Annotated in this window: 24 protein-coding genes; 23 read left to right on the forward strand and 1 reads right to left on the reverse strand. The window is 58.9% G+C overall.

Translation table 11 applies throughout. The features are described from left to right. Position 1 precedes the first annotated feature (1 nt). The 18 genes from yidC to glmS all read left to right on the forward strand — a co-directional run bounded on the left by yidC (position 2) and on the right by glmS (position 19,558). Entirely contained in the window at positions 2 to 1,681 is a 1,680-nt protein-coding gene (yidC, locus tag BLU37_RS07295; protein WP_090203607.1) for a membrane protein insertase YidC, read from the forward strand. 81 nt (positions 1,682 to 1,762) lie between these two features. Then, the gene (gene mnmE, locus BLU37_RS07300; protein WP_090203609.1) at positions 1,763 to 3,133 is read left to right on the forward strand and encodes a tRNA uridine-5-carboxymethylaminomethyl(34) synthesis GTPase MnmE; all 1,371 of its coding nucleotides are present in this window, start codon (positions 1,763 to 1,765) and stop codon (positions 3,131 to 3,133) included. A 655-nt stretch (positions 3,134 to 3,788) separates the two neighbouring features. After that, positions 3,789 to 5,681: a tRNA uridine-5-carboxymethylaminomethyl(34) synthesis enzyme MnmG gene (gene mnmG, locus BLU37_RS07305; protein ID WP_090203613.1), complete on the forward strand. Its 1,893-nt coding sequence runs from the start codon at positions 3,789 to 3,791 to the stop codon at positions 5,679 to 5,681. Then, positions 5,678 to 6,322 (forward strand): 16S rRNA (guanine(527)-N(7))-methyltransferase RsmG, encoded by a 645-nt coding sequence (rsmG, locus tag BLU37_RS07310; RefSeq protein ID WP_019361110.1) that lies wholly within the window; start codon positions 5,678 to 5,680, stop codon positions 6,320 to 6,322. The genes mnmG and rsmG overlap by 4 nt, the downstream gene beginning before the upstream one ends. A gap of 18 nt (positions 6,323 to 6,340) precedes the next feature. Further along, positions 6,341 to 7,135: a ParA family protein gene (locus tag BLU37_RS07315; RefSeq protein WP_010447582.1), complete on the forward strand. Its 795-nt coding sequence runs from the start codon at positions 6,341 to 6,343 to the stop codon at positions 7,133 to 7,135. Positions 7,136 to 7,144: 9 nt separating this feature from the next. Beyond that, positions 7,145 to 8,017: a ParB/RepB/Spo0J family partition protein gene (locus tag BLU37_RS07320; protein WP_010447583.1), complete on the forward strand. Its 873-nt coding sequence runs from the start codon at positions 7,145 to 7,147 to the stop codon at positions 8,015 to 8,017. A gap of 148 nt (positions 8,018 to 8,165) precedes the next feature. Beyond that, positions 8,166 to 8,573, forward strand: coding sequence for a F0F1 ATP synthase subunit I (locus BLU37_RS07325; protein WP_019361109.1), 408 nt, complete (start codon positions 8,166 to 8,168; stop codon positions 8,571 to 8,573). Between the two features lie 16 nt (positions 8,574 to 8,589). Continuing rightward, positions 8,590 to 9,462 carry a F0F1 ATP synthase subunit A gene (gene atpB / locus BLU37_RS07330; protein ID WP_010447588.1) on the forward strand — a complete coding sequence of 291 codons (873 nt, stop codon included), beginning with the start codon at positions 8,590 to 8,592 and terminating at the stop codon, positions 9,460 to 9,462. A gap of 147 nt (positions 9,463 to 9,609) precedes the next feature. Next, the gene (gene atpE / locus BLU37_RS07335; RefSeq protein ID WP_002555987.1) at positions 9,610 to 9,867 is read left to right on the forward strand and encodes a F0F1 ATP synthase subunit C; all 258 of its coding nucleotides are present in this window, start codon (positions 9,610 to 9,612) and stop codon (positions 9,865 to 9,867) included. Between the two features lie 52 nt (positions 9,868 to 9,919). Continuing rightward, entirely contained in the window at positions 9,920 to 10,390 is a 471-nt protein-coding gene (locus tag BLU37_RS07340; protein WP_010447590.1) for a F0F1 ATP synthase subunit B, read from the forward strand. Positions 10,391 to 10,402: 12 nt separating this feature from the next. Next, entirely contained in the window at positions 10,403 to 10,939 is a 537-nt protein-coding gene (locus BLU37_RS07345) for a F0F1 ATP synthase subunit delta (protein WP_010447592.1), read from the forward strand. Positions 10,940 to 10,960: 21 nt separating this feature from the next. After that, positions 10,961 to 12,505 carry a F0F1 ATP synthase subunit alpha gene (atpA, locus tag BLU37_RS07350; RefSeq protein ID WP_010447594.1) on the forward strand — a complete coding sequence of 515 codons (1,545 nt, stop codon included), beginning with the start codon at positions 10,961 to 10,963 and terminating at the stop codon, positions 12,503 to 12,505. Between the two features lie 50 nt (positions 12,506 to 12,555). Beyond that, positions 12,556 to 13,416: a F0F1 ATP synthase subunit gamma gene (gene atpG / locus BLU37_RS07355; RefSeq protein WP_010447596.1), complete on the forward strand. Its 861-nt coding sequence runs from the start codon at positions 12,556 to 12,558 to the stop codon at positions 13,414 to 13,416. Between the two features lie 27 nt (positions 13,417 to 13,443). Further along, a complete protein-coding gene (gene atpD, locus BLU37_RS07360; protein ID WP_010447598.1) occupies positions 13,444 to 14,820 on the forward strand; it encodes a F0F1 ATP synthase subunit beta in 1,377 nt (458 codons plus the stop codon). 45 nt (positions 14,821 to 14,865) lie between these two features. Beyond that, the gene (locus BLU37_RS07365; protein ID WP_010447599.1) at positions 14,866 to 15,291 is read left to right on the forward strand and encodes a F0F1 ATP synthase subunit epsilon; all 426 of its coding nucleotides are present in this window, start codon (positions 14,866 to 14,868) and stop codon (positions 15,289 to 15,291) included. A 113-nt stretch (positions 15,292 to 15,404) separates the two neighbouring features. Next, positions 15,405 to 16,772 carry a bifunctional UDP-N-acetylglucosamine diphosphorylase/glucosamine-1-phosphate N-acetyltransferase GlmU gene (gene glmU / locus BLU37_RS07370; RefSeq protein ID WP_090203616.1) on the forward strand — a complete coding sequence of 456 codons (1,368 nt, stop codon included), beginning with the start codon at positions 15,405 to 15,407 and terminating at the stop codon, positions 16,770 to 16,772. A 171-nt stretch (positions 16,773 to 16,943) separates the two neighbouring features. Then, positions 16,944 to 17,711 (forward strand): DeoR/GlpR family DNA-binding transcription regulator, encoded by a 768-nt coding sequence (locus BLU37_RS07375; RefSeq protein WP_090203619.1) that lies wholly within the window; start codon positions 16,944 to 16,946, stop codon positions 17,709 to 17,711. 11 nt (positions 17,712 to 17,722) lie between these two features. Continuing rightward, positions 17,723 to 19,558 carry a glutamine--fructose-6-phosphate transaminase (isomerizing) gene (glmS, locus tag BLU37_RS07380; RefSeq protein WP_029533971.1) on the forward strand — a complete coding sequence of 612 codons (1,836 nt, stop codon included), beginning with the start codon at positions 17,723 to 17,725 and terminating at the stop codon, positions 19,556 to 19,558. A 98-nt stretch (positions 19,559 to 19,656) separates the two neighbouring features. On the opposite strand, the gene BLU37_RS07385 is transcribed toward glmS, so the two are convergent. Beyond that, positions 19,657 to 20,070: a hypothetical protein gene (locus BLU37_RS07385; protein WP_010447603.1), complete on the reverse strand. Its 414-nt coding sequence runs from the start codon at positions 20,068 to 20,070 to the stop codon at positions 19,657 to 19,659. Between the two features lie 449 nt (positions 20,071 to 20,519). Between BLU37_RS07385 and BLU37_RS07390 the strand changes: the two genes are divergently transcribed. From BLU37_RS07390 to BLU37_RS07410, 5 genes are all read left to right on the forward strand, one after another. Continuing rightward, entirely contained in the window at positions 20,520 to 20,924 is a 405-nt protein-coding gene (locus BLU37_RS07390) for a hypothetical protein (RefSeq protein ID WP_090203624.1), read from the forward strand. A 231-nt stretch (positions 20,925 to 21,155) separates the two neighbouring features. Next, positions 21,156 to 21,776 carry a hypothetical protein gene (locus tag BLU37_RS07395; RefSeq protein WP_090203629.1) on the forward strand — a complete coding sequence of 207 codons (621 nt, stop codon included), beginning with the start codon at positions 21,156 to 21,158 and terminating at the stop codon, positions 21,774 to 21,776. 402 nt (positions 21,777 to 22,178) lie between these two features. Next, positions 22,179 to 22,994, forward strand: a complete 816-nt coding sequence (locus tag BLU37_RS07400; RefSeq protein WP_090203632.1) for an alpha/beta fold hydrolase — start codon at positions 22,179 to 22,181, stop codon at positions 22,992 to 22,994. 75 nt (positions 22,995 to 23,069) lie between these two features. Beyond that, on the forward strand, positions 23,070 to 23,972 hold the full coding sequence (locus BLU37_RS07405; RefSeq protein WP_026007676.1) for a LysR family transcriptional regulator: 903 nt from the start codon (positions 23,070 to 23,072) through the stop codon (positions 23,970 to 23,972). A 224-nt stretch (positions 23,973 to 24,196) separates the two neighbouring features. Further along, a complete protein-coding gene (locus BLU37_RS07410) occupies positions 24,197 to 24,826 on the forward strand; it encodes a glutathione S-transferase family protein (protein WP_090210909.1) in 630 nt (209 codons plus the stop codon). Positions 24,827 to 24,837: the final 11 nt, after the last annotated feature.

The raw sequence follows: 24,837 nt of genomic DNA on the forward strand, positions 1-24,837 counted from the left end.
CATGGATATCAAACGCACGATCCTGATCGTCGCCCTGGCAATCGTGACCTATGTCGGGGTCCTGAAATGGAACCAGGACTACGGTCAGGCTGCCCTGCCGACTCAGAATGTTGCCAGCACCACCGTTTCTGGCTTGCCGGATAACGCAACCGGCAGCAATGCCGCCGCCAGTGATGACATTCCACGAGCTACCAATGACACCAGCGTTCCTGCCGAAGCGCCGCTGGCCGTCAGCAAGGACCTCATCCAGATCAAGACGGATGTGCTCGAACTGGCCATCGATCCGAAAGGCGGTGACGTTGCGCAACTGAAGTTGCCGCTGTACCCACGTCGCCAGGATCATCCGGAAATCCCGTTCCAGCTGTTCGATAACGGTGGTGAGCGTACCTATCTGGCACAGAGTGGCCTGATCGGTGCCAACGGCCCAGACGCCAATGCCGCTGGTCGTCCGTTGTACACCTCCGAACAGAAAAGTTATCAACTGGCCCCTGGTCAGGACCAACTGGTCGTCGACCTGAAGTACAGCGCCAATGGTGTCAACTACATCAAGCGTTTCACCCTGAAACGCGGGCTGTATGACGTCACTGTTTCCTACCTGATCGACAACGAAAGCGCCCAGCCATGGTCGGGTGCGATGTTCGCTCAGCTCAAGCGTGACGCCAGCGCCGATCCTTCTTCCAGCACCGCCACCGGCACCGCGACTTATCTGGGCGCCGCCCTGTGGACAAAGTCCGAGCCGTACAAGAAAGTGTCGATGAAAGATATCGACAAGGGCTCGCTGAAAGAAACCGTCCAGGGTGGCTGGGTTGCGTGGTTGCAACACTACTTCGTTACCGCGTGGGTTCCCGCCAAGGGCGATAGCAATGTCGTGACCACCCGCAAGGACAGCCAAGGCAACTACATCATTGGCTACACCGGCCCTTCGATGACCGTCGCGCCAGGCCAGAAAGCTGAAACCAGCGCAATCCTGTATGCCGGTCCGAAGAGCCAGGCAGTGCTCAAGCAGTTGTCCCCAGGCCTGGAACTGACGGTCGACTACGGCATCCTGTGGTTCATTGCCCAGCCGATCTTCTGGCTGCTGCAACATATCCACAGCCTGCTGGGTAACTGGGGCTTCTCGATCATCGTCCTGACGATGCTGATCAAGGGCCTGTTCTTCCCGCTGTCGGCGGCCAGCTACAGGTCGATGGCACGCATGCGCGCAGTTGCCCCGAAACTGGCGGCACTGAAAGAGCAGCATGGTGATGATCGGCAGAAAATGTCGCAGGCCATGATGGAGCTGTACAAGAAAGAGAAGATCAATCCGCTGGGTGGCTGCTTGCCAATCCTCGTGCAGATGCCGGTTTTCCTCTCGCTGTACTGGGTGTTGCTGGAAAGCGTGGAAATGCGCCAGGCACCGTTCATCCTGTGGATTACCGACCTGTCGATCAAGGATCCGTTCTTCATCCTGCCGATCATCATGGGCGCCACCATGTTCATCCAGCAGCGTCTGAACCCGACTCCGCCGGATCCGATGCAGGCCAAGGTGATGAAGCTGATGCCGATCATCTTCACCTTCTTCTTCCTGTGGTTCCCTGCCGGTCTGGTACTGTACTGGGTCGTGAACAACTGCCTGTCGATCGCACAGCAGTGGTACATCACCAGCCGTATCGAAGCTGCGAGCAAAAAAGCCGCTGCCTGATCTACGCTGTGGATAAACACTCAAGACGCCCCCTAGTGGGGCGTTTTGCTATCTGTCACTTTCTGTTTTGAGGCCCGCTCCATGAACGTCCCTCGGGAAACCATCGCCGCCGTCGCCACCGCCCAGGGTCGTGGTGGTGTCGGTATCGTCCGTATTTCCGGGCCTCTGGCACAAGCCGCAGCGCTGGCCATCAGTGGTCGAGAACTGAAACCACGTTATGCCCACTATGGTCCGTTCATGGGTGAAACCGGCGAAGTGCTGGACGAAGGCCTGGCCCTGTATTTCCCCGGGCCGAATTCGTTCACGGGCGAAGATGTCCTGGAACTGCAGGGACATGGCGGTCCGATCGTCCTCGACATGTTGCTGCAGCGCTGCCTGCAACTGGGTTGCCGGTTGGCACGTCCTGGAGAATTCAGTGAGCGCGCGTTCCTCAACGACAAGCTCGACCTGGCCCAGGCCGAAGCGATTGCCGACCTGATCGAGGCCAGTTCCACCCAGGCCGCGCGCAATGCCTTGCGCTCGCTGCAGGGGGCGTTTTCACAGCGTGTGCATCACCTCACGGAACAATTGATCAGCCTGCGAATTTACGTCGAGGCTGCCATCGACTTTCCCGAAGAGGAAATCGACTTCCTTGCCGATGGTCATGTACTGGCGATGCTCGATGCCGTGCGCGACGAGTTGTCCACAGTCATCCGTGAGGCCGGGCAGGGGGCGTTGTTACGCGATGGCATGACCGTGGTGATCGCCGGCCGACCGAATGCCGGCAAATCGAGCCTGCTCAATGCCCTGGCCGGACGTGAAGCGGCCATCGTCACTGAGATCGCCGGCACTACCCGGGATATTCTGCGCGAACATATCCACATCGATGGCATGCCGCTACACGTGGTTGATACCGCCGGCTTGCGGGATACCGACGACCATGTGGAAAAAATCGGTGTGGAACGCGCGCTCAAGGCCATTGGCGAAGCTGATCGCGTGCTCCTGGTGGTAGATGCCACCGCCCCCGAGGCTGTGGATCCTTTTGCCTTGTGGCCGGAGTTCCTCGAACAGCGGCCGGATCCGGCCAAGGTGACGTTGATCCGCAACAAGGCTGACCTCACGGGCGAGCAGATCGCTCTGCAAGTCAGTGAGGATGGCCATGTCACCATCAGCCTCAGCGCCAAGTCCGCAGGGGAGGGCCTGGAGTTGCTGCGTGACCATCTCAAGGCCTGCATGGGCTATGAGCAGACCTCGGAGAGCAGCTTCAGTGCCCGTCGTCGGCATCTGGAGGCGTTGCGTTTCGCCAGTTCGGCCCTCGAACATGGTCATGCACAACTGACCTTGGCAGGGGCAGGCGAGTTGTTGGCGGAAGATTTGCGCCAGGCACAGCAGTTCCTCGGCGAAATTACGGGTGCATTCAGCTCCGATGACCTGCTGGGAAGAATCTTTTCCAGCTTCTGCATCGGTAAATAGCCCTCCCGGCAGCCACCGCATCCCCTGGCAGGAACAGGGCTTGCCCGCGAAAGCGTCTTTGAGACCGGCAAAAGCTTCGCTGGCAAGCAAGGCTTCCTACAGGTTTTAGGGTGTTCTCACGATCTAATGCCGCTACGTCAGGTATCGCGGCGTCCCAAGATCGCACTCATGTCTACATTTCGTTGCTGGCCGGATGATTTCAATCGTCCCGGCGGCTTTCGGCTGCCTGCGATTTATCCCCTCAGGCCTTTTTCTGTGGATTAAGCCCTGTGAATAACCCTGCCTCAGCTCGGTTGATAACCGGGCCTGAAAACTGAGGATGAACCGCTCTGTGGATAAACACCTCTTTCATCCACAGGCTTATGCCGGTTATCCCAACCCCTCATGGCCACATGACCACAGAGTTATGAATCTCTGTACATCATTAAAAACATGGCCTGTAGAGTGTTATCCACAGATAGGAGGGTGTCTAAGAATAAACATAAAAACAAAGCTTTAATAAATTTCTTCTCTTTTAATTTCTATTGTCCGTGATTATCCACAGCTGGTTAAATTTTGTGCAAAGGGTTCTTTAGGAAGGGCGAATTCCCTATACTTGGTCATTCAGTCCAAATTTTTCTTATTTACCTACCTGGAAGCAGGCACGAGGTGCGTGGTGGATTTCCCTTCCCGTTTTGAAGTGATCGTCATCGGCGGCGGTCATGCCGGTACCGAGGCAGCACTAGCATCAGCACGCATGGGTGCAAAAACCCTGTTGCTGACGCATAACGTGGAAACCCTCGGTGCCATGAGCTGCAACCCGGCCATTGGTGGTATCGGTAAAAGCCACCTGGTCAAGGAAATCGACGCCCTAGGCGGCGCGATGGCCATCGCCACCGATAAGGGCGGCATCCAGTTTCGTGTCCTCAACAGCCGTAAAGGTCCCGCCGTGCGCGCCACTCGTGCACAGGCCGACCGCGTGCTGTACAAGGCGGCCGTCCGGGAAATCCTGGAAAACCAACCGAACCTGTGGATATTTCAGCAGGCCGCTGACGATCTGATCGTCGAGCAGGAGCAGGTCCGTGGTGTCGTCACCCAGATGGGTCTGCGTTTCTTCGCCGATTCGGTGGTGTTGACCACCGGCACCTTCCTCGGTGGACTTATCCACATCGGGATGCAGAACTATTCCGGCGGTCGTGCCGGCGATCCACCGTCGATTGCCCTGGCCCATCGTCTGCGTGAGCTGCCACTGCGTGTCGGCCGATTGAAAACCGGTACGCCGCCGCGAATCGACGCGCGTTCCGTGGATTTCTCGGTCATGACCGAGCAACCGGGCGATACGCCGATTCCGGTGATGTCGTTCTTGGGCTCGAAAGAACAACATCCGCAGCAGGTCAGTTGCTGGATTACCCACACCAACGCCCGAACTCACGAAATCATCGCCGCCAACCTCGACCGTTCGCCGATGTATTCCGGTGTGATCGAAGGCATTGGCCCGCGCTATTGCCCGTCGATCGAAGACAAGATCCATCGTTTCGCCGACAAGCAGAGCCACCAGGTGTTCATCGAGCCGGAAGGCCTGACCACCAACGAGCTGTACCCGAACGGGATATCCACATCCCTGCCGTTTGACGTGCAGTTGCAGATCGTCCAGTCGATCCGCGGTATGGAAAACGCCCATATCGTCCGGCCGGGCTACGCCATCGAATACGATTACTTCGACCCGCGCGATCTCAAATACAGCCTGGAAACCAAGGTGATCGCGGGTCTGTTCTTCGCCGGACAGATCAACGGCACCACCGGTTACGAAGAAGCCGGTGCCCAGGGTCTGCTCGCCGGTGCCAACGCTGCACTGCGCGCCCAGGGCAAGGACAGCTGGTGCCCGCGTCGCGATGAGGCGTACATCGGGGTGCTGGTCGACGACCTGATTACCCTGGGGACCCAAGAGCCCTACCGGATGTTCACCTCCCGTGCCGAATACCGTCTGATCTTGCGTGAAGACAACGCCGACCTGCGTCTGACCGAAAAAGGTCGTGAGCTTGGGCTTGTGGATGACATCCGTTGGGCGGCTTTCTGCAAGAAGCGCGAAGCGATCGAGCAGGAAGAACAACGCCTGAAAAGCACCTGGGTTCGCCCGGGTACTGAACAGGGCGATGCGATTGCCGAGAAATTCGGCACGCCACTGACCCATGAATACAACCTGCTGAATCTGCTGAGTCGTCCGGAAATCGACTACGCTGGCCTGGTCGAAGTGACTGGACAGGGCGCAGAAAATCCACAGGTCGCCGAGCAGGTCGAGATCAAGACCAAGTACGCCGGCTACATCGATCGCCAGCAGGACGAAATCGCTCGCCTGCGGGCCAGTGAAGATACCCGCCTGCCTGTGGATATCGATTACACGACCATTTCCGGACTGTCGAAGGAAATCCAGAGCAAGCTCGGCGCCACCCGCCCCGAGACCCTGGGCCAGGCTTCGCGTATCCCGGGCGTCACGCCGGCGGCGATTTCCCTGTTGATGATCCATTTGAAAAAACGCGGCGCCGGCCGTCAGTTGGAGCAAAGCGCTTGAGTTCGTTGGTCACCTCGCAACACGCCGAAGAGTTATCCACAGGTGCTCGCCAGCTCGGTGTCAGCCTGAGCGCAGCCCAGCACGAGCAGTTGCTGGGTTACCTGTCTCTGTTGATCAAGTGGAACAAGGCCTACAACCTGACCGCCGTGCGGGATCCGGACGAAATGGTCTCGCGACACCTGCTCGACAGTCTGAGCGTGATGTCCTTCATCGAAGACGGACGCTGGCTCGATGTGGGCAGCGGTGGCGGCATGCCAGGTATTCCCCTGGCGATCCTGTTTCCGGGCTCGCAAGTGACCTGCCTGGACAGCAATGGCAAGAAGACCCGCTTCCTGACCCAGGTCAAACTCGAACTCAAGCTGGATAACCTGCAAGTTATCCACAGCCGCGTTGAGGCCTTCCAGCCCGAACAGCCCTTCAACGGCATCATTTCCCGGGCGTTCAGCAGCATGGAAAATTTCACCCAGTGGACGCGTCACCTGGGCGACCGCGATACACGCTGGCTGGCAATGAAGGGCGTCCATCCTGCGGATGAGCTGGTAGCATTGCCGGCAGACTTCCACCTCGATAGCGAACACGCCTTGGCCGTACCCGGTTGCCAAGGCCAACGTCATCTGCTGATACTGCGCCGCACGGCATGATTGGGAACACAAGCAAGAATGGCTAAGGTATTCGCGATAGCGAACCAGAAAGGTGGTGTGGGCAAGACCACCACCTGCATCAACCTCGCAGCATCCCTGGTCGCGACCAAGCGCCGGGTGCTGCTGATCGATCTCGATCCACAGGGCAACGCCACCATGGGTAGCGGTGTGGATAAGCACGGCCTGGAAAACTCCATCTACGATGTGCTGATCGGCGAATGCGATCTGGCGCAGGCCATGCACTTCTCCGAACATGGCGGTTATCAACTGCTGCCGGCCAACCGTGACCTGACGGCCGCCGAAGTGGTACTGCTGGAAATGCAGATGAAGGAAAGCCGTCTGCGCAGCGCCCTGGCGCCGATTCGCGAGAATTACGACTACATCCTCATCGACTGCCCGCCGTCGCTGTCGATGCTGACCCTCAATGCCCTGGTCGCCGCCGATGGGGTGATTATTCCCATGCAGTGCGAGTATTACGCGCTCGAAGGCTTGAGTGACCTTGTGGATAACATCAAGCGCATCGGTGAGTTGCTCAACCCCGAGTTGAAAATCGAAGGCTTGCTGCGCACGATGTACGACCCACGTCTGAGTTTGATGAACGACGTTTCTGCACAGCTCAAGGAACATTTCGGCGAGCAGTTGTACGACACCGTGATTCCACGCAACATCCGTCTGGCCGAAGCCCCGAGCTACGGCATGCCGGCTCTGGCCTACGACAAACAATCGCGTGGCGCGCTGGCCTACCTGGCCCTGGCGGGTGAGATGGTTCGTCGCCAACGCAAAAATTCACGCGTCGCCGCCCCGGCAACCTAAGGAGTCCCCATGGCCGTCAAGAAACGAGGACTCGGACGTGGACTGGACGCTCTGCTGAGTGGTCCGACCGTCAGTTCGCTGGAAGAGCAGGCTGTCCAGGCCGATGAACGCGAGCTGCAGCACCTGCCGCTGGACCTGATCCAGCGCGGCAAATACCAGCCGCGCCGCGACATGGACCCGCAGGCGCTGGAAGAACTGGCGAACTCGATCAAGGCCCAGGGCGTCATGCAGCCGATCGTGGTCCGTCCGATCGGCAGCGGGCGTTTTGAAATCATTGCCGGCGAACGTCGCTGGCGTGCCAGCCAGCAGGCAGGTCAGGAAACCATTCCGGCCATGGTCCGTGATGTGCCGGATGAAACCGCCATTGCCATGGCATTGATCGAGAACATCCAGCGCGAAGACCTCAATCCGATCGAGGAGGCTCTGGCCCTGCAGCGTCTGCAGCAGGAATTCCAGTTGACCCAGCAGCAGGTCGCCGAGGCTGTGGGTAAGTCTCGCGTGACCGTGGCCAACCTGCTGCGTCTGATTGCATTGCCGGAAGTCATCAAGACCATGCTGTCCCACGGTGATCTGGAAATGGGCCACGCACGTGCCCTGCTCGGATTGCCGGATGATCGGCAGGTTGAAGGGGCGCGACATGTTGTCGCACGTGGCCTCACCGTACGTCAGACCGAAGCGCTGGTTCGCCAGTGGCTGAGCGGTAAACCGGCACCGGTCGAACCGCCCAAGGCCGACCCGGACATCAGTCGTCTCGAGCAGCGCCTGGCCGAGCGTCTAGGCTCTGCGGTGCAGATCCGCCACGGGCAGAAGGGAAAAGGCCAACTGGTGATCCGCTACAACTCGCTCGACGAGTTGCAAGGTGTCCTTGCCCACATCCGCTGAAACATTTCCTCATGTAGCGCGCAGTCGGAAAAGACTACCCGGCAGTTGAATAGGGGCTGAACCGCCCCTATACTCTGCGCGCATTTTGTCGGCACAATTTATGCCAAGTTATTGATTTGTGGCAGCCGACCCTGGAGGAGCGCAAGTGATGGAAACCCGCAGGCCAAACAGGTTGCCGTTCCATCGCCTGGCGGTATTTCCGGTGTTGTTGGCTCAACTGGTCGTATTGCTGGTGGCCGCACTGGCGCTTTGGCAATGGCGGGGTGTCGTTGCAGGATACTCAGGACTCTGCGGAGGCCTGATAGCATTGCTCCCCAATGCGTATTTTGCTCACAGGGCCTTTCGGTTTTCCGGCGCCCGAGCAGCTCAGTCCATCGTCCGGTCTTTTTATGCCGGCGAGGCGGGCAAGTTGATTTTGACGGCAGTGCTGTTCGCACTGACGTTTGCAGGTGTGAAGCCATTGGCGCCGATCGCGGTATTCGGCGTCTTCGTGCTGACCCAATCGGTCAGCTGGTTCGCACCCCTGCTAATGAAAACAAGACTTTTGAGACCTTAGGGCGTTTGAGGCAAACATGTCAGCAGAATCCGCTTCGGGCTATATCCAGCACCACTTGCAGAACCTGACCTTCGGTCAGCTACCTAACGGCGGCGGTTGGGGCTTTGCCCATTCCGCAGCAGAAGCCAAGGCCATGGGCTTCTGGGCATTCCACGTGGATACCCTGGGCTGGTCCGTGGCACTGGGTCTGATCTTCATCCTGCTGTTCCGCATGGCGGCGAAGAAGGCGACCTCCGGTCAGCCGGGCGCCCTGCAGAACTTCGTCGAAGTGCTGGTCGAGTTCGTCGACGGCAGCGTCAAGGACAGCTTCCATGGCCGTAGCCCGGTCATCGCACCGCTGGCCCTGACCATTTTTGTCTGGGTGTTCCTGATGAACGCCATCGACCTGGTTCCGGTTGACTGGATCCCGCAACTGGCTGCGCTGATCTCCGGCAACCACGAGATTCCGTTCCGCGCCGTATCGACCACCGACCCGAACGCCACGCTGGCCATGGCTTTCTCGGTGTTCGCACTGATCATTTTCTACAGCATCAAGGTCAAGGGCATCGGCGGTTTCATCGGCGAACTGACCCTGCACCCGTTCGGTAGCAAGAATGTTCTGGTCCAGGCGCTGCTGATTCCGGTCAACTTCCTGCTGGAATTCGTGACCCTGATCGCCAAGCCGATTTCCCTGGCACTGCGTCTGTTCGGCAACATGTATGCCGGCGAGCTGGTGTTCATCCTGATCGCCGTGATGTTCGGCAGCGGTCTGCTCTGGCTCAGCGGCCTGGGCGTTGTCCTGCAGTGGGCGTGGGCGGTGTTCCACATCCTGATCATCACCCTGCAGGCGTTCATTTTCATGATGCTGACCATCGTCTACCTGTCGATGGCGCACGAAGAAAACCATTAAGACCGGCTTCGGCCTGTCTGATGTCTCTCCCGGTCAAACGGGAGAGGGCCTGGACTGGGAAACCACGTCAGGCCCGCTGAAACGATTTGTTTTACCGCTTTAAATTAAAAAAACCTAAACCATACGACGTAAAAGTCGGGAGGAAAGATGGAAACTGTAGTTGGTCTAACCGCTATCGCTGTTGCACTGTTGATCGGCCTGGGCGCACTGGGTACCGCAATTGGTTTCGGCCTGCTGGGCGGCAAATTCCTGGAAGGCGCTGCTCGCCAGCCAGAAATGGTTCCAATGCTGCAAGTGAAAATGTTCATCGTAGCCGGCCTGCTCGACGCCGTTACCATGATCGGCGTTGGTATCGCTCTGTTCTTCACCTTCGCGAACCCCTTCGTTGGTCAACTCGCTGGCTAATCACTCGAATTTTCGAGTTGATTGATGGACAACGAACGAGCGAGGTGTTGGCGTGAACATTAATGCAACCCTGATTGGCCAGTCCGTTGCGTTCTTCATTTTTGTACTGTTTTGCATGAAGTTCGTGTGGCCTCCGGTCATCACGGCGCTGCACGAACGTCAGAAGAAGATCGCGGATGGATTGGACGCTGCCACCCGTGCAGCTCGCGACCTGGAGTTGGCCCAAGAGAAAGTGGGTAACCAACTGCGTGAAGCGAAAGCACAGGCAGCCGAAATCATTGAGCAAGCCAAGAAACGCAGCAATCAGATCGTCGAAGAGGCTGTTGAAAAAGCCCGCGTCGAAGCTGAACGCGTGAAGGCTTCGGCTCATGCCGAGATCGAGCAGGAACTGAACAGCGTCAAAGACGCGCTGCGCGCCCAACTGGGTAGCCTGGCAGTCGGCGGTGCCGAGAAGATCCTGGGTGCCACAATCGATCAAAACGCGCACGCGGAGCTGGTTAACAAACTGGCTGCTGAAATCTAAGCGAGGGCGATCATGGCAGAACTGACCACGTTGGCCCGACCTTACGCTAAGGCGGCCTTCGAGCACGCTCAGGCCCACCAGCAACTGGCCAATTGGTCAGCCATGCTCGGCCTGGCAGCAGCGGTGTCGCAAGACGACACCATGCAGCGTGTGCTCAAGGCCCCGCGACTGACGAGCGCAAATAAGGCCGCCGCGTTTATCGACGTGTGCGGCGACAAGTTTGATGCCCAGGCACAGAATTTCATCCATGTCGTTGCCGAAAACGACCGTCTCCCGCTGTTGCCGGAGATTGCCGCCCTGTTCGACCTGTACAAGGCCGAGCGGGAGAAGTCGGTAGACGTGGAAGTCACCAGTGCTTTTGCATTGAACCAAGAACAGCAAGACAAACTCGCCAAGGTTCTCAGTGCACGACTCGACCGGGAAGTGCGCCTGCAAGTTGCGGAAGATGCATCCCTCATCGGGGGTGTTGTCATTCGCGCCGGCGACCTGGTTATCGATGGCTCAGTACGCGGCAAACTCGCGAAACTGGCCGAAGCATTGAAATCTTGAGTTTGAAGGGGCAGCAGAGCAATGCAGCAACTCAATCCTTCCGAAATAAGTGAAATTATCAAGGGCCGCATCGAGAAACTCGATGTGTCCTCCCAAGCCCGTAACGAAGGTACCGTTGTCAGCGTTTCTGACGGTATCGTACGGATTCACGGTCTGGCCGACGCTATGTACGGCGAAATGATCGAGTTCCCGGGCGGCGTCTACGGTATGGCTCTCAACCTGGAGCAAGACTCCGTGGGTGCCGTGGTACTGGGCGCGTACACGACTCTGGCTGAAGGCATGAGTGCCAAGTGCACCGGCCGCATCCTGGAAGTTCCGGTTGGTAAGGAACTGCTGGGTCGCGTTGTCGACGCACTGGGTAACCCTGTCGACGGCAAAGGTCCGCTGAACAACACCGAGACCGACGCGGTCGAGAAAGTTGCTCCAGGCGTGATCTGGCGTAAGTCGGTAGACCAGCCTGTACAGACTGGCTACAAGGCTGTCGATGCCATGATCCCGGTCGGCCGTGGCCAGCGTGAGCTGATCATCGGTGACCGTCAGATCGGTAAGACGGCTCTGGCGATCGACGCGATCATCAACCAGAAAGACAGCGGCATTTTCTGCGTCTACGTGGCTATCGGTCAGAAGCAATCGACCATCGCCAACGTGGTTCGCAAGCTGGAAGAAAACGGCGCCCTGGCCAACACCATCATCGTTGCCGCCAGTGCTTCGGAATCGGCTGCCCTGCAGTTCCTGGCTCCGTACTCCGGTTGCACCATGGGCGAATACTTCCGCGACCGCGGTGAAGACGCGCTGATCGTTTATGACGATCTGTCCAAGCAGGCTGTGGCTTACCGCCAGATCTCCCTGCTGCTGCGTCGTCCACCAGGACGTGAAGCGTACCCAGGTGACGTGTTCTATCTCCACTCCCGTCTGCTGGAGCGTGCATCGCGCGTTTCGGAAGAGTACGTCGAGAAGTTCACCAACGGCGCAGTGACCGGCAAAACCGGCTCCCTGACCGCTCTGCCGATCATCGAAACCCAGGCTGGCGACGTTTCCGCGTTCGTTCCGACCAACGTGATTTCCATCACCGACGGTCAGATCTTCCTGGAATCGGCCATGTTCAACTCGGGCATCCGTCCTGCAGTGAACGCCGGTGTTTCGGTATCCCGTGTAGGTGGTGCCGCTCAGACCAAGATCATCAAGAAGCTGTCCGGTGGTATCCGTACCGCTCTGGCTCAGTACCGTGAACTGGCGGCATTCGCCCAGTTCGCTTCTGACCTGGACGAAGCGACCCGCAAGCAACTTGAGCATGGTCAGCGCGTTACCGAGCTGATGAAGCAGAAGCAATACGCGCCAATGTCGATCGCTGACATGTCGCTGTCGCTGTATGCCGCTGAGCGTGGGTTCCTGACCGACGTTGAAATCGCCAAGATCGGCAGCTTCGAGCAAGCGCTGATTGCTTACTTCAACCGCGATCACGCCGATTTGATGGCAAAGATCAACGTGAAGGGTGACTTCAATGACGAAATCGACGCTGGCCTGAAGGCTGGTATCGAGAAGTTCAAGGCCACCCAAACCTGGTAAGCCGCAGCGGGAGCCGCAAGGCTCCCGCTTGCTAACCTGATAGGTGTTACATGGCAGGCGCAAAAGAGATTCGCAGTAAGATTGCGAGCATCAAAAGCACGCAAAAAATTACCAGCGCCATGGAAAAAGTGGCGGTCAGCAAAATGCGCAAGGCACAAATGCGCATGGCTGCTAGCCGTCCTTATGCGGAGCGTATCCGCCAGGTAATTGGGCATCTGGCCAACGCCAACCCGGAATACCGCCACCCATTCATGATCGACCGCGCCATCAAGCGCGTCGGTTACGTTGTGGTGAGCAGTGACCGTGGTCTGTGCGGCGGCTTGAACACCAACCTGTTCAAGGCCCTGGTCAAGGACATGGCGGTAAACCGCGAAAACGGCGTCGAGATCGATCTGTGTGTCGTGGGTAGCAAGGGTGCGGCGTTTTTCCGCAACTTCGGCGGTAACGTCGTTGCAGCTATCAGCCACCTGGGTGAAGAGCCGTCGATCAACGACTTGATCGGCAGCGTCAAGGTGATGCTGGATGCCTACCTGGATGGCCGTATTGACCGCCTGTCCGTGGTGTCCAACAAGTTCATCAACACCATGACGCAGCAGCCTACCGTGGAGCAGTTGATTCCACTGGTGGCAACCCCGGATCAGAAACTCAAGCACCACTGGGACTATCTGTACGAACCGGACGCCAAAGAGCTGCTTGACGGCCTGATGGTGCGCTATGTGGAGTCGCAGGTGTACCAGGCGGTGGTCGAGAACAACGCAGCTGAACAAGCGGCGCGGATGATCGCGATGAAGAACGCTACCGACAACGCCGGTGATCTGATCAGCGATTTGCAGCTGATCTACAACAAGGCGCGTCAGGCTGCGATCACCCAAGAGATCTCGGAAATCGTCGGCGGCGCTGCCGCGGTTTAACGGTTCAAATATTCAGAGGATCCAGCTATGAGTAGCGGACGTATCGTTCAAATCATCGGCGCCGTCATTGACGTGGAATTTCCACGCGACAGCGTACCGAGCATCTACGACGCCTTGAAGGTTCAAGGCGCCGAAACCACTCTGGAAGTTCAGCAGCAGCTGGGCGACGGCGTGGTACGTACCATTGCGATGGGTTCCACCGAAGGCCTCAAGCGTGGCCTGGACGTGAACAACACTGGCGCAGCCATCTCCGTACCAGTCGGTAAAGCGACCCTGGGCCGGATCATGGACGTGCTGGGCAACCCGATCGACGAAGCCGGCCCGATCGGCGAAGAAGAGCGTTGGGGTATCCACCGCGCCGCTCCTTCCTTCGCAGAACAGGCAGGCGGCAACGAACTGCTGGAAACCGGCATCAAGGTTATCGACCTGGTTTGCCCGTTCGCCAAGGGTGGTAAGGTCGGTCTGTTCGGTGGTGCCGGTGTAGGCAAAACCGTAAACATGATGGAACTGATCCGTAACATCGCCATCGAGCACAGCGGTTATTCCGTGTTCGCCGGTGTGGGTGAGCGTACTCGTGAGGGTAACGACTTCTACCACGAGATGAAGGACTCCAACGTTCTGGACAAAGTGGCACTGGTATACGGCCAGATGAACGAGCCGCCGGGAAACCGTCTGCGCGTAGCCCTGACCGGCCTGACCATGGCCGAGAAGTTCCGTGACGAAGGTAACGACGTTCTGCTGTTCGTCGACAACATCTACCGTTACACCCTGGCCGGTACCGAAGTATCCGCACTGCTGGGCCGTATGCCTTCGGCAGTAGGTTACCAGCCGACCCTGGCTGAAGAGATGGGCGTGCTGCAAGAGCGCATCACTTCGACCAAGCAAGGTTCGATCACTTCGATCCAGGCCGTATATGTACCTGCGGACGACCTGACCGACCCGTCGCCGGCGACCACCTTCGCCCACTTGGACGCCACCGTCGTACTGTCCCGTGACATCGCTTCCCTGGGTATCTACCCAGCGGTAGACCCACTGGACTCGACTTCGCGCCAGCTGGATCCGAACGTCATCGGCAACGAGCACTACGAAACCGCTCGCGGTGTTCAGTACGTGCTGCAGCGCTACAAGGAACTGAAGGACATCATCGCGATCCTGGGTATGGACGAGCTGTCGGAAACCGACAAGCAGTTGGTATCCCGCGCTCGTAAGATCCAGCGTTTCCTGTCGCAGCCGTTCTTCGTGGCTGAAGTCTTCACCGGTGCCTCGGGTAAATACGTTTCCCTGAAAGACACCATTGCTGGCTTCAAAGGCATCCTCAACGGTGACTACGACCACCTGCCAGAACAAGCGTTCTACATGGTTGGCGGCATCGAAGAAGCGATCGAGAAAGCCAAGAAACTGTAATCCCGGCGCCCGGCAACGGGCGCTAATTTAGGTTGAGGCAATCAGATGGCTATGACAGTCCATTGCGATATCGTCAGCGCGGAAGGGGAAATTTTCTCCGGTCTGGTCGAGATGGTGATTGCACACGGTGCGCTGGGTGACCTGGGTATTGCCCTGGGCCACGCGCCGTTGATCACCAATCTCAAGCCGGGTCCGATCCGCTTGATCAAGCAGGGCGGGGAAGCCGAGGTGTTCTACATCTCCGGTGGTTTCCTCGAGGTTCAGCCGAACATGGTCAAGGTCCTTGCCGACACCGTGCAACGTGCTGCCGACCTGGACGAAGCCTCCGCTCAGGAAGCCGTCAAGGCTGCCGAGAAGGCCCTGAACGAAAAAGGCGCGGACTTCGACTACGGTTCCGCTGCTGCACGTCTGGCCGAGGCCGCAGCCCAGCTGCGCACCGTCCAGCAGATCCGCAAGAAGTTCGGCGGTTAAGCCAGCACTTGTTGCGTGATTGATTAAAAAGGGTAGCCTCGGCTACCCTTTTTTCTTTTCCGATATTCATCACCTGGTCACAACCGCTGACCACCCAGGATTGGTAGCCAGTCATGTCTCTCGAAATCGTTATTCTCGCGGCCGGCCAAGGCACCCGCATGCGTTCGGCGTTGCCGAAGGTTCTTCATCCTGTCGCCGGCAACTCGATGCTTGGACATGTTATCCACAGCGCCCGGCAATTGAATCCACAGCGCATCCACGTGGTGATCGGCCATGGTGCGGACCAGGTGCGCGAACGACTGGCCGCCGACGACCTGAACTTCGTCCTGCAGGACAAACAACTGGGTACCGGCCATGCCGTGGCCCAGGCGGTACCGTTCATTACCGCCGACACCGTGCTGGTGCTCTACGGTGACGTACCGCTGATCGAAGTGGAAACCCTGCAGCGGCTGTTGCAGCACGCGACGCCAGAGCAGGTGGCACTGCTGACCGTCGAACTGGCAGACCCGACCGGCTACGGCCGCATTGTGCGTAACGCCGAAGGCAAGGCTTGTGCGATCGTCGAGCAGAAGGACGCCAACGAGGCACAGCGGGCCATAACCGAAGGCAACACCGGCATTCTCGCGTTGCCGGCCCAGCGCCTTGGCGACTGGATGAGCCGCCTGTCGAACAACAATGCCCAGGGTGAGTACTACCTCACCGACGTGATCGCCATGGCGGTCAGCGATGGCCTGGTGGTGGAAACCGAGCAACCCCACGACGCCATGGAAGTGCAGGGCGCCAACGACCGTCGGCAACTGGCCGAACTCGAGCGGCATTACCAGAAGCGCGCCGCCTTGCGTCTGATGGCCCAGGGCGTAACCCTGCGCGATCCGGCGCGTTTCGACGTGCGTGGCGAGGTCACCGTGGGCCGTGATGTGCTGATCGACATCAACGTGATCCTCGAAGGTCGTGTGGTGATCGAGGATGACGTGGTGATCGGTCCGAACTGCGTGATCAAGGACAGCACCCTGCGCAAGGGCGCGGTGCTCAAGGCCAACACGCACCTCGACGGTGCGATCATGGGCGAGGGCAGCGATGCTGGTCCGTTCGCCCGCTTGCGTCCTGGCAGCGTGTTGGGCGCGCGGGCCCATGTGGGTAACTTCGTCGAGCTGAAGAACGCCGTGCTCGGCAATGACGCCAAGGCCGGACACCTGGCCTACCTGGGCGATGCCGAGATCGGTGAACGGACCAACATCGGCGCCGGTACCATCACCTGCAACTACGATGGCGCCAACAAGCACAAGACAGTGTTGGGTGATGATGTCTTCATCGGCACCAACAACTCCCTGGTGGCCCCTGTGGATATCTCCCATGGCGCGACCACCGCTGCGGGTTCGACCATCACCCAGAACGTCGACCCAGGCCAACTGGGAGTCGCCCGTGCACGCCAGCGCAATATCGATGGTTGGAAACGGCCGGTGAAGATCAAGAAGAGCTGAATTATCCACAGCCTTTTTCACGGCAGCGCAAAGGGAGGGCCACCGAGGGTGGCCCTCTGTGCTTGTGGATAAAAATTCCCATTCCTTTTATTTGAAAACCTTCACTTGACGACATTTCGATTTCAGGTTTTGATTGCGACCATTATCTTTCGAATCGAAACATAGCGCCCCATGTCGAAACGCAATACACCTCAACGTCGTCACAGCATCCTCGCCTTGCTTACCGAACAGGGTGAAGTGAGTGTGGATGAACTGGCCAGGCGCTTCGAAACTTCCGAGGTTACGGTTCGAAAGGATCTGGCCGCACTCGAAAGCAATGGTCTGCTGCTGCGCCGTTATGGCGGCGCGATCAGCATGCCTCATGAACTGGTCAGCGATCCCGTTCATTCGATATCGAAATACAAGCAGGCCATCGCCCGTGCTGCGGTCGGGCGTCTGCGCGAACATGCGCGGATCATCATCGACAGTGGCAGCACCACGGCCTCGATGATTCCCGAGCTGGGGCTGCAACCCGGCCTGGTGGTGATGACCAACTCCCTGAACGTCGCCCGCGCCCTGAGCGAACTCGAGCACGAACCCGTACTGCTGATGACCGGCGGCACCTGGGACCCGCATTCCGAGTCGTTCCAGGGCCAGGTTGCCGAACAGGTGCTGCGCTCCTACGACTTCGACCAGCTCTTCATCGGCGCTGATGGCATTGATCTCGAGCGCGGTACCACCACCTTCAACGAATTGCTCGGCCTCAGCCGTGTGATGGCCGAAGTGTCCCGTGAAGTGGTGGTGATGGTCGAGTCCGACAAGATCGGGAGACGCATTCCCAACCTGGAACTGCCCTGGAGCAGTGTCCACACCCTTATTACCGATGAGCGCTTGCCTCTGGAGGCACGCGAACAGATTCAGGCCCGCGGTATTCACTTGATTTGCGCGGCCGTCAGCTAGGAGAAAAAAGCATGTGCGGAATTGTCGGTGCAGTTGCTGAACGTAATATCACGGCCATTCTGGTCGAGGGTCTGAAGCGCCTGGAATACCGTGGCTACGACAGCGCCGGTGTGGCCGTCTTCACCCATAACGGCACGCTGGAACGTACTCGCCGGACCGGCAAGGTCAGCGAGCTGGACCAGGCCCTGGCCGGTCAGCCACTGGTCGGCCGCCTGGGCATTGCCCACACCCGCTGGGCCACCCACGGTGCGCCGTGCGAGCGTAACGCTCACCCGCATTTCTCCGGTTCCGATATCGCCGTGGTGCATAACGGCATCATCGAAAACCACGAGGTCCTGCGCGAACAGCTCAAGGGCCTGGGCTACGTCTTTACGTCGGACACCGACACCGAAGTGATCGCCCACCTGTTGAACCACAAGCTCAAGGACCTCGGTGATCTGACCAAGGCCCTCAAGGCCACGGTCAAGGAACTGCACGGTGCCTATGGCCTGGCGGTGATCAACGCCCAGCAGCCCGACCGCCTGCTGGCCGCCCGCAGTGGCAGCCCGCTGGTGATCGGCCTTGGGCTTGGCGAAAACTTCCTCGCGTCCGACCAACTGGCCCTGCGTCAGGTGACCGACCGCTTCATGTACCTGGAGGAGGGCGACATCGCCGAGATCCGCCGTGACAGCGTGCAGATCTGGAATGTCGATGGCCAGGCCGTCGAGCGCGAAGCCGTGCAGTATCGCGATGGCGCCGAAGCTGCCGACAAGGGCGAGTTCCGCCACTTCATGCTCAAGGAAATCCACGAGCAGCCTTCGGTGGTGCAGCGCACCCTGGAAGGCCGCCTGAGCCAGAACCAGGTGCTGGTCCAGGCGTTCGGCCCACAGGCCGCCGAGTTGTTCGCCAAGGTGCGCAATGTGCAGATCGTCGCCTGCGGCACCAGCTACCACGCCGGGATGGTCGCGCGTTACTGGCTCGAAAGCCTGGCGGGTATTCCGTGCCAGGTCGAAGTCGCCAGTGAGTTCCGCTACCGCAAGGTCGTCGTGCAGCCGGATACCCTGTTCGTCTCTATCTCCCAGTCCGGCGAAACCGCCGACACCCTGGCCGCCCTGCGTAACGCCAAAGAGCTGGGTTTCCTCGGCAGCCTGGCAATCTGCAACGTCAGCATCAGCTCGCTGGTGCGTGAGTCGGACCTGACCCTGCTGACCCAGGCCGGTCGCGAAATCGGTGTGGCGTCGACCAAGGCGTTCACCACTCAACTGGTTGGCTTGCTGCTGCTGACCCTGGCTCTGGGCCAGGTCCGTGGCACCCTGGCCGAAGGGGTCGAGGCCGAACTGGTGGAAGAACTGCGTCGTTTGCCGACTCGTCTGGGCGAGGCTCTGGCGATGGACACCAAGGTCGAGAAGATCGCCGAGCTGTTCGCCGACAAACACCACACCCTGTTCCTAGGGCGTGGAGCGCAATATCCGGTTGCGATGGAAGGTTCGCTCAAGCTCAAGGAGATCTCCTACATCCACGCCGAAGCCTATCCGGCTGGCGAACTCAAGCATGGCCCACTGGCCCTGGTCGACAACGACATGCCGATCGTCACCGTGGCGCCGAACAACGAGTTGCTGGAGAAGCTCAAGTCCAACCTGCAGGAAGTCCGTGCCCGTGGCGGTGAGCTGATCGTCTTCGCCGACGAGCAGGCCGGCATGAGCAATGGCGAGGGCACCCATGTCATCAGCATGCCGCACATCCACGATACCCTGGCGCCGATCCTTTACACCCTCCCGCTGCAACTGCTGTCGTACTACGTGGCAGTGCTCAAGGGCACCGACGTCGACCAGCCGCGCAACCTGGCGAAGTCGGTGACGGTGGAGTAAGTCGAGCTGGCTGGAATGGCTGCGATGGTTTCAGCTCAAAGCCCGTCTCGTACGGGCTTTGTTGTAGTAGCCGTTGAATTCATCATTCCGGATGAGCGCTAGCGCCCCACAGACCACCCACCACAACCGTGGTAGTCCCGATCCCCGACCTTGAGCAGCACGGTGGCCTCGAACTGCTTGCCGCTCATGTCGTCGGTGCAGGTGCTCCTGTCGATCAGTACCTGGATTTCGGTACCATCCGCGGCATTGCCGAAAAAGCCATCCGGGGTTGATTCGGTTTTGGCCACTGCGGTTTTCTGTTGGCCGTAGTTCATTTCCAGATGCACCGGCGGCGTTTCTCCTGCACCCACTTCAACGACCCAGCCCGGCTCATTGCCGGTCGCCCGAAAACCGCCCTTGAGGGTGTGGGCATCGGTAGCCGTTTCGGAAACCAGGCTGCTCGAAGGTGCTGACTGTTCGCATCCGGTGAGCGACAACAGCAGGGCAGTGCAGAGAAGTCCTGAGTAGTTCATGTAGGCAATTTCGGTGCTGGAAAGCCACGAGGTTAGCGCAGCCGATCAGTCAGGGCTGAAAACGAAGGTTTCAAAGTGTTAATGGATCACGGCTGGCTGCTCGGCAGGCTTATCCACAGTTCGTCGGTCGGCCTACTGATTTGGCTGGCTTGTGCCTACAATGCCGTCGGCTTTGGCTGACTTGTTGATCAAGTCACCCTCCCTTTAGGCTCTGGTTCTCGTTGCAAAATCAACGAGCGGGTTTGACGATCCGAACGAATCAGAGCGCCTTGGCGCCAACATGTCCACCCAGAGTTCATCCTCTGAATGGAATGCTTTATGGCGGCTGTGCGCGGGAGACCTTAGGGTCTGCCGGTTCCTTGGTTCCCGGTTCGTCAACCTGCGTACAGCTGCCACCTTATTGTTTGACGACGGTAGGTGGTGGTGACTCGAACCAGGAGCTGACTTCCATGAAAACCAAGATCGTTCCAGACCCGCCCCATACCTCCATACTGGATGAAAAATGCGCCGTGGTACGCGATGTTATCGGCCGTTGCATCGACTATCTTGCCCCCGATTCCGATCCGACAAAGCCCCCGCGTTTTGGTGTGATCGACACAACCGCCGCACCTCCCACGGATTACCTCAACGCCCACAAACTGCCGGTTTTCACTGTCCGTGAAGGCATCGATGTGGAGGTGGCGCTGCAGCACGTTTCATTCCTGCTCAAGGCCGCTGAATACGTTGCCGATGACCTCGGTTCTTCCGCCCGCGACTTGGCCCGTGATCAGATCTGGTCGATCACCCACTCGGTCGAGATGGCCCGGGCTGTGGTGGAAGCATTGCTATGTGGCGCACACCGGTCAGACACCTGAACGCTTGCCGTCTTTTGTCAGAAAATTCTCTGATGAAATTACGCGTTAGAAATACACCGGATTATTTCTTTTATAAGCACGAAGAGTTCGGAGTAATCATACGGGGAACGCAGATAAGGACGCCTGCAATGGCATGGTGGATAAATCGAAAATACTGCCTCAATCCAGCCGGCTTTCGTTCGAGAAGCTGGCTGATTCTAAGTTGCCTTTATTGGCGCAAGGGAATCAGTGGTGCAAGGAAAGTATTGGTCGGACCACCAAAAGGCGCAGCATATTGAAATTGGAGGTGTCTGCTGGCTGCTTGGCCACTTGCAGGGCGGCACCCAGACCTTGGTTATCCCCGCGGCCTCAGGGAATCCTGCCGTTACTCTTACCTTGAGTATTGAATTCAGTTCCCACTGTATTAGCCGCGGCCCGAAGCAAAATCAGCCTATCGATTTCCAGGTTTTGGGCCATGAATATTTGGTGATTGACCATCGCAATGTACGTCGCGCTTTTCATCCAGAACGACATGCGTTGTCTTTTCTGCTTCCAGACGTCATTGCGTCGTTTTCTGAACGCAGATGCTTTTTTACCGGACGAGAAAACTTTCTGACGCTTGAGCTGAGTAGTTCGATGCAAGGCTACGCGGCGGGCGCTCACTATGAGATCTACTTCAACGTACGCAAGGGAGAAGTGAAAAACACCCTGATAGTGTTCATTGAAAGTGCGTACGTCAGGGATGGTATGGCGGACAATCAGCCGATCAATTTCAAGAAAGCCGACAAAATCAAAGCCTGGAAACTTTTTTTGAATAAAAGCCGAGGAAAATCGATCAAGGCTGCTCGCAATAGCGCATTTAAGCCAAGCTAGGTAAAGAAGGAGAGGGGATATAAAAAACAAACCCCCAATCAAGGGGGTTTCGCGGAAGCCCTTAGGGATGGGACCCCATCAACCGGCACGGCCGAGAACCAATGGCGGCATCTGAACACTTTGGCTTTAAGGGCTCAAAGCTCCGTATACATTCAGACCCGTTCAGGCTAATGAAAAACAGCAAAATCGTCAACAAGGCTCATTTTTGGACACAAATTTCTTGAGCACAGTGGCGAGTAACCGCAGCGATGGTACGAGCTTTCGTTGCACGATGATTTCCATTACAAATCAGCCTTGCTACCCATTGAACTCAGGTAGCCAACGATGTCCCATCCCTGCAACATCCACTTACTGCATGCCGTTCAGGCATTTGTCGGCTTATCCACACCCAAGGAGGATTCCATGCCAGTTGTGACTATCGATGGGCAACCGCTCCATTACCTGGATCAGGGGGAGGGCGAGGTGGTCGTCCTGGGTTCCAGTTATCTGTGGGACAGCGCCATGTGGGCTGCGCAGATCAGCGTACTCTCTCAGCGCTATCGGGTGATCGTGCCGGAGCTGTGGGGCCATGGGCAATCCGGGCGACTGCCGGAAAACACCCGCAGCCTGGATGACCTCGCCAACCAGGTGCTGACCTTGCTCGATCGGCTGGATATCCAGCGTTTCAGCCTGGTTGGCCTGTCGGTGGGCGGCATGTGGGGGGCACGCCTGGCATTGGCTGCGCCGCAACGTATTCGCGGGCTGGTGTTGATGGACACCTATGCCGGCGCCGAGCCGGAAGCCACCCGGCAGTATTATTTCTCGATGCTGAAGATGATCGAGGACGCGGGCAGCATTCCGCCGCCGTTGCTGGATGCCATCGTGCCGATCTTCTTCAAGTCTGGCATCGATCCCCAGACGCCGTTCTACCAGGCTTTCCGTCACTCACTGAGCCGCTACTCCCGCGAGCAACTGCTCGACAGCATCGTGCCGCTTGGGCGGCTGATCTTCGGCCGTGATGACCGCCTCGCGGCGTTGGCGGCGCTGCCGGCCGAAACCACGCTGGTGCTGTGCGGCGAGCAGGACAAACCACGGCCACCGAGCGAAGCGCGGGAAATGGCCGAGATCATCGGTTGCGCGTACATCGGCATCCCCGAGGCCGGGCATATTTCCAGCGTCGAGAATCCGGCCTGCGTGAACCAGGCGCTGCTGGCGTTCCTGGATAAACTCCCCGGGTAATCCCGCCGGGTTTTCGATACGCTGAAAAGGGCTGCCGATGCGGCTCTTTTCTTTGCCATGTGTAGCGGGGGCGCTGTGGACAGATTCCAGGAAATGCAGGTGTTCCTTGCCGTGGCCCAGGAGCAGGGGTTCTCGGCGGCGGCGCGACGTCTGAATCTGTCGGCGCCCAGTGTGACCCGGGCAGTGGCGGCACTGGAGCAACGCATCGGCGCGCAGTTGCTGATCCGCACCACGCGCAGTGTGTATCTGACCGAGCCGGGCCAGCGCTATTTCGAAGACTGCCGACGGATTCTCGCCGAGCTGGAAGAAGCCGAAGCCTGCGCCGCCGACAGCCATGCCCAACCCAGCGGGCAACTGACCATGACCGCGCCGGTGCTGTTTGGCGAGTTGTACGTCACGCCGGTGATGGTGCGTTATCTGGAACAGTATCCGGCGGTGAGTATCAATGCCCTGCTGGTCGACCGGGTGGTCCGTATGGTCGAGGACGGTATCGATGTGGCCGTGCGGATTGGCGAGTTGGCGGACAGCGGTCATCACGCGGTGCGGGTAGGGCAGGTGCGTCGGGTGGTGTGTGCCTCGCCCGGGTATCTGGCCAGGCATGGCCGGCCCAGGCATCCGGATGAGTTGCGCCAGGCGCGCATCATCATGACGTCGGGGGCTTCCCCGATTCGCAGTTGGCAGTTCGTCGAGGGCGACAAGCTGCTTAATGTTCGGCTGGAGCCGCGCATGGCCGTTACCGCGAACCAGGCGGCGATTCGGGCGGCGTGCCTGGGAGCGGGGTTGACTCGGGTGTTGTCCTACCAGGTGGCCGACCCGCTGGCCTCGGGAGCGCTGGAGGTGGTGCTGGAAGACTTCGAGTTGCCGCCGCTGCCGATCCATGTGGTGTATCAGGGCGGCCGCACGGCGCCGGTGCGGGTACGCAGCTTTGTCGATTTCATGGTGGCGGCCTTGCGGGAAAATCTGGTGTTGAGGGGCTGAACACGCTCAAATCCGCAGTCGCTTGGGCGGGCGCTATCGACAGCAAGCCGGCTCCCATCAGTAGGTGGGCGGACGCTGATCGTGGGTCCATCTCGGCCAGGGTTTGTTTCATCAGATGAAATAACGGATTGCCGTTTCTGGTGATTCTGTTGTTTTCGCCAGAAGCGGAAGATGACTCCACCGCGCGATTCATCCCGGATCGTTCAGCGTTTCTGGAGTGCACCATGTCCCAGCCTGCCATCAAACTCTACAACTTCTCCCGCTCCGGCCATGCCCACCGTGCCGAGCTGATGCTCTCCCTGCTCGGCCTGCCGGTCGAACTGATCCATGTCGATCTTCCCAGCGGTGCCCACAAGAAACCCGAGTACCTGGCGCTGAACGCTTTTGGTCAGGTTCCGGTGATTGACGACCAGGGCGTGATCCTCGCCGACTCCAACGCGATTCTGGTGTACCTGGCACAGAAATATGGCAACGGTCGCTGGCTGCCGAGCGATCCGCTGGGTGCTGCTCAGGTGCAGCGCTGGCTGTCGGTGGCGGCCGGAGCGATTGCCTTCGGTCCGGCGCGGGCGAGGCTGATCACCGTGTTCGGCGCCGCTTTCGATGCCGAGGAGGCGATCAGTCGCTCCCACGCGTTGCTCAAGGTGGTCGAGCAGGAACTGAGCCATAGGCCGTATCTGGTGGGCAGTGAACCGACCATCGCTGATGTGGCCTGCTACAGCTACATCGCCCATGCGCCGGAGGGCAACGTCTCGCTGGCGGACTACCCTGACGTGCGGGCATGGCTGGCACGTATCGAGGCCTTGCCTGGTTTCGTACCGATGCCACGCACCCTGGTCGGTTTACAGACGGCCTGAGGCCTTGCGGG

It is taken from the genome of Pseudomonas asplenii, assembly GCF_900105475.1.
Classification (GTDB): Bacteria; Pseudomonadota; Gammaproteobacteria; order Pseudomonadales; family Pseudomonadaceae; genus Aquipseudomonas; species Aquipseudomonas asplenii.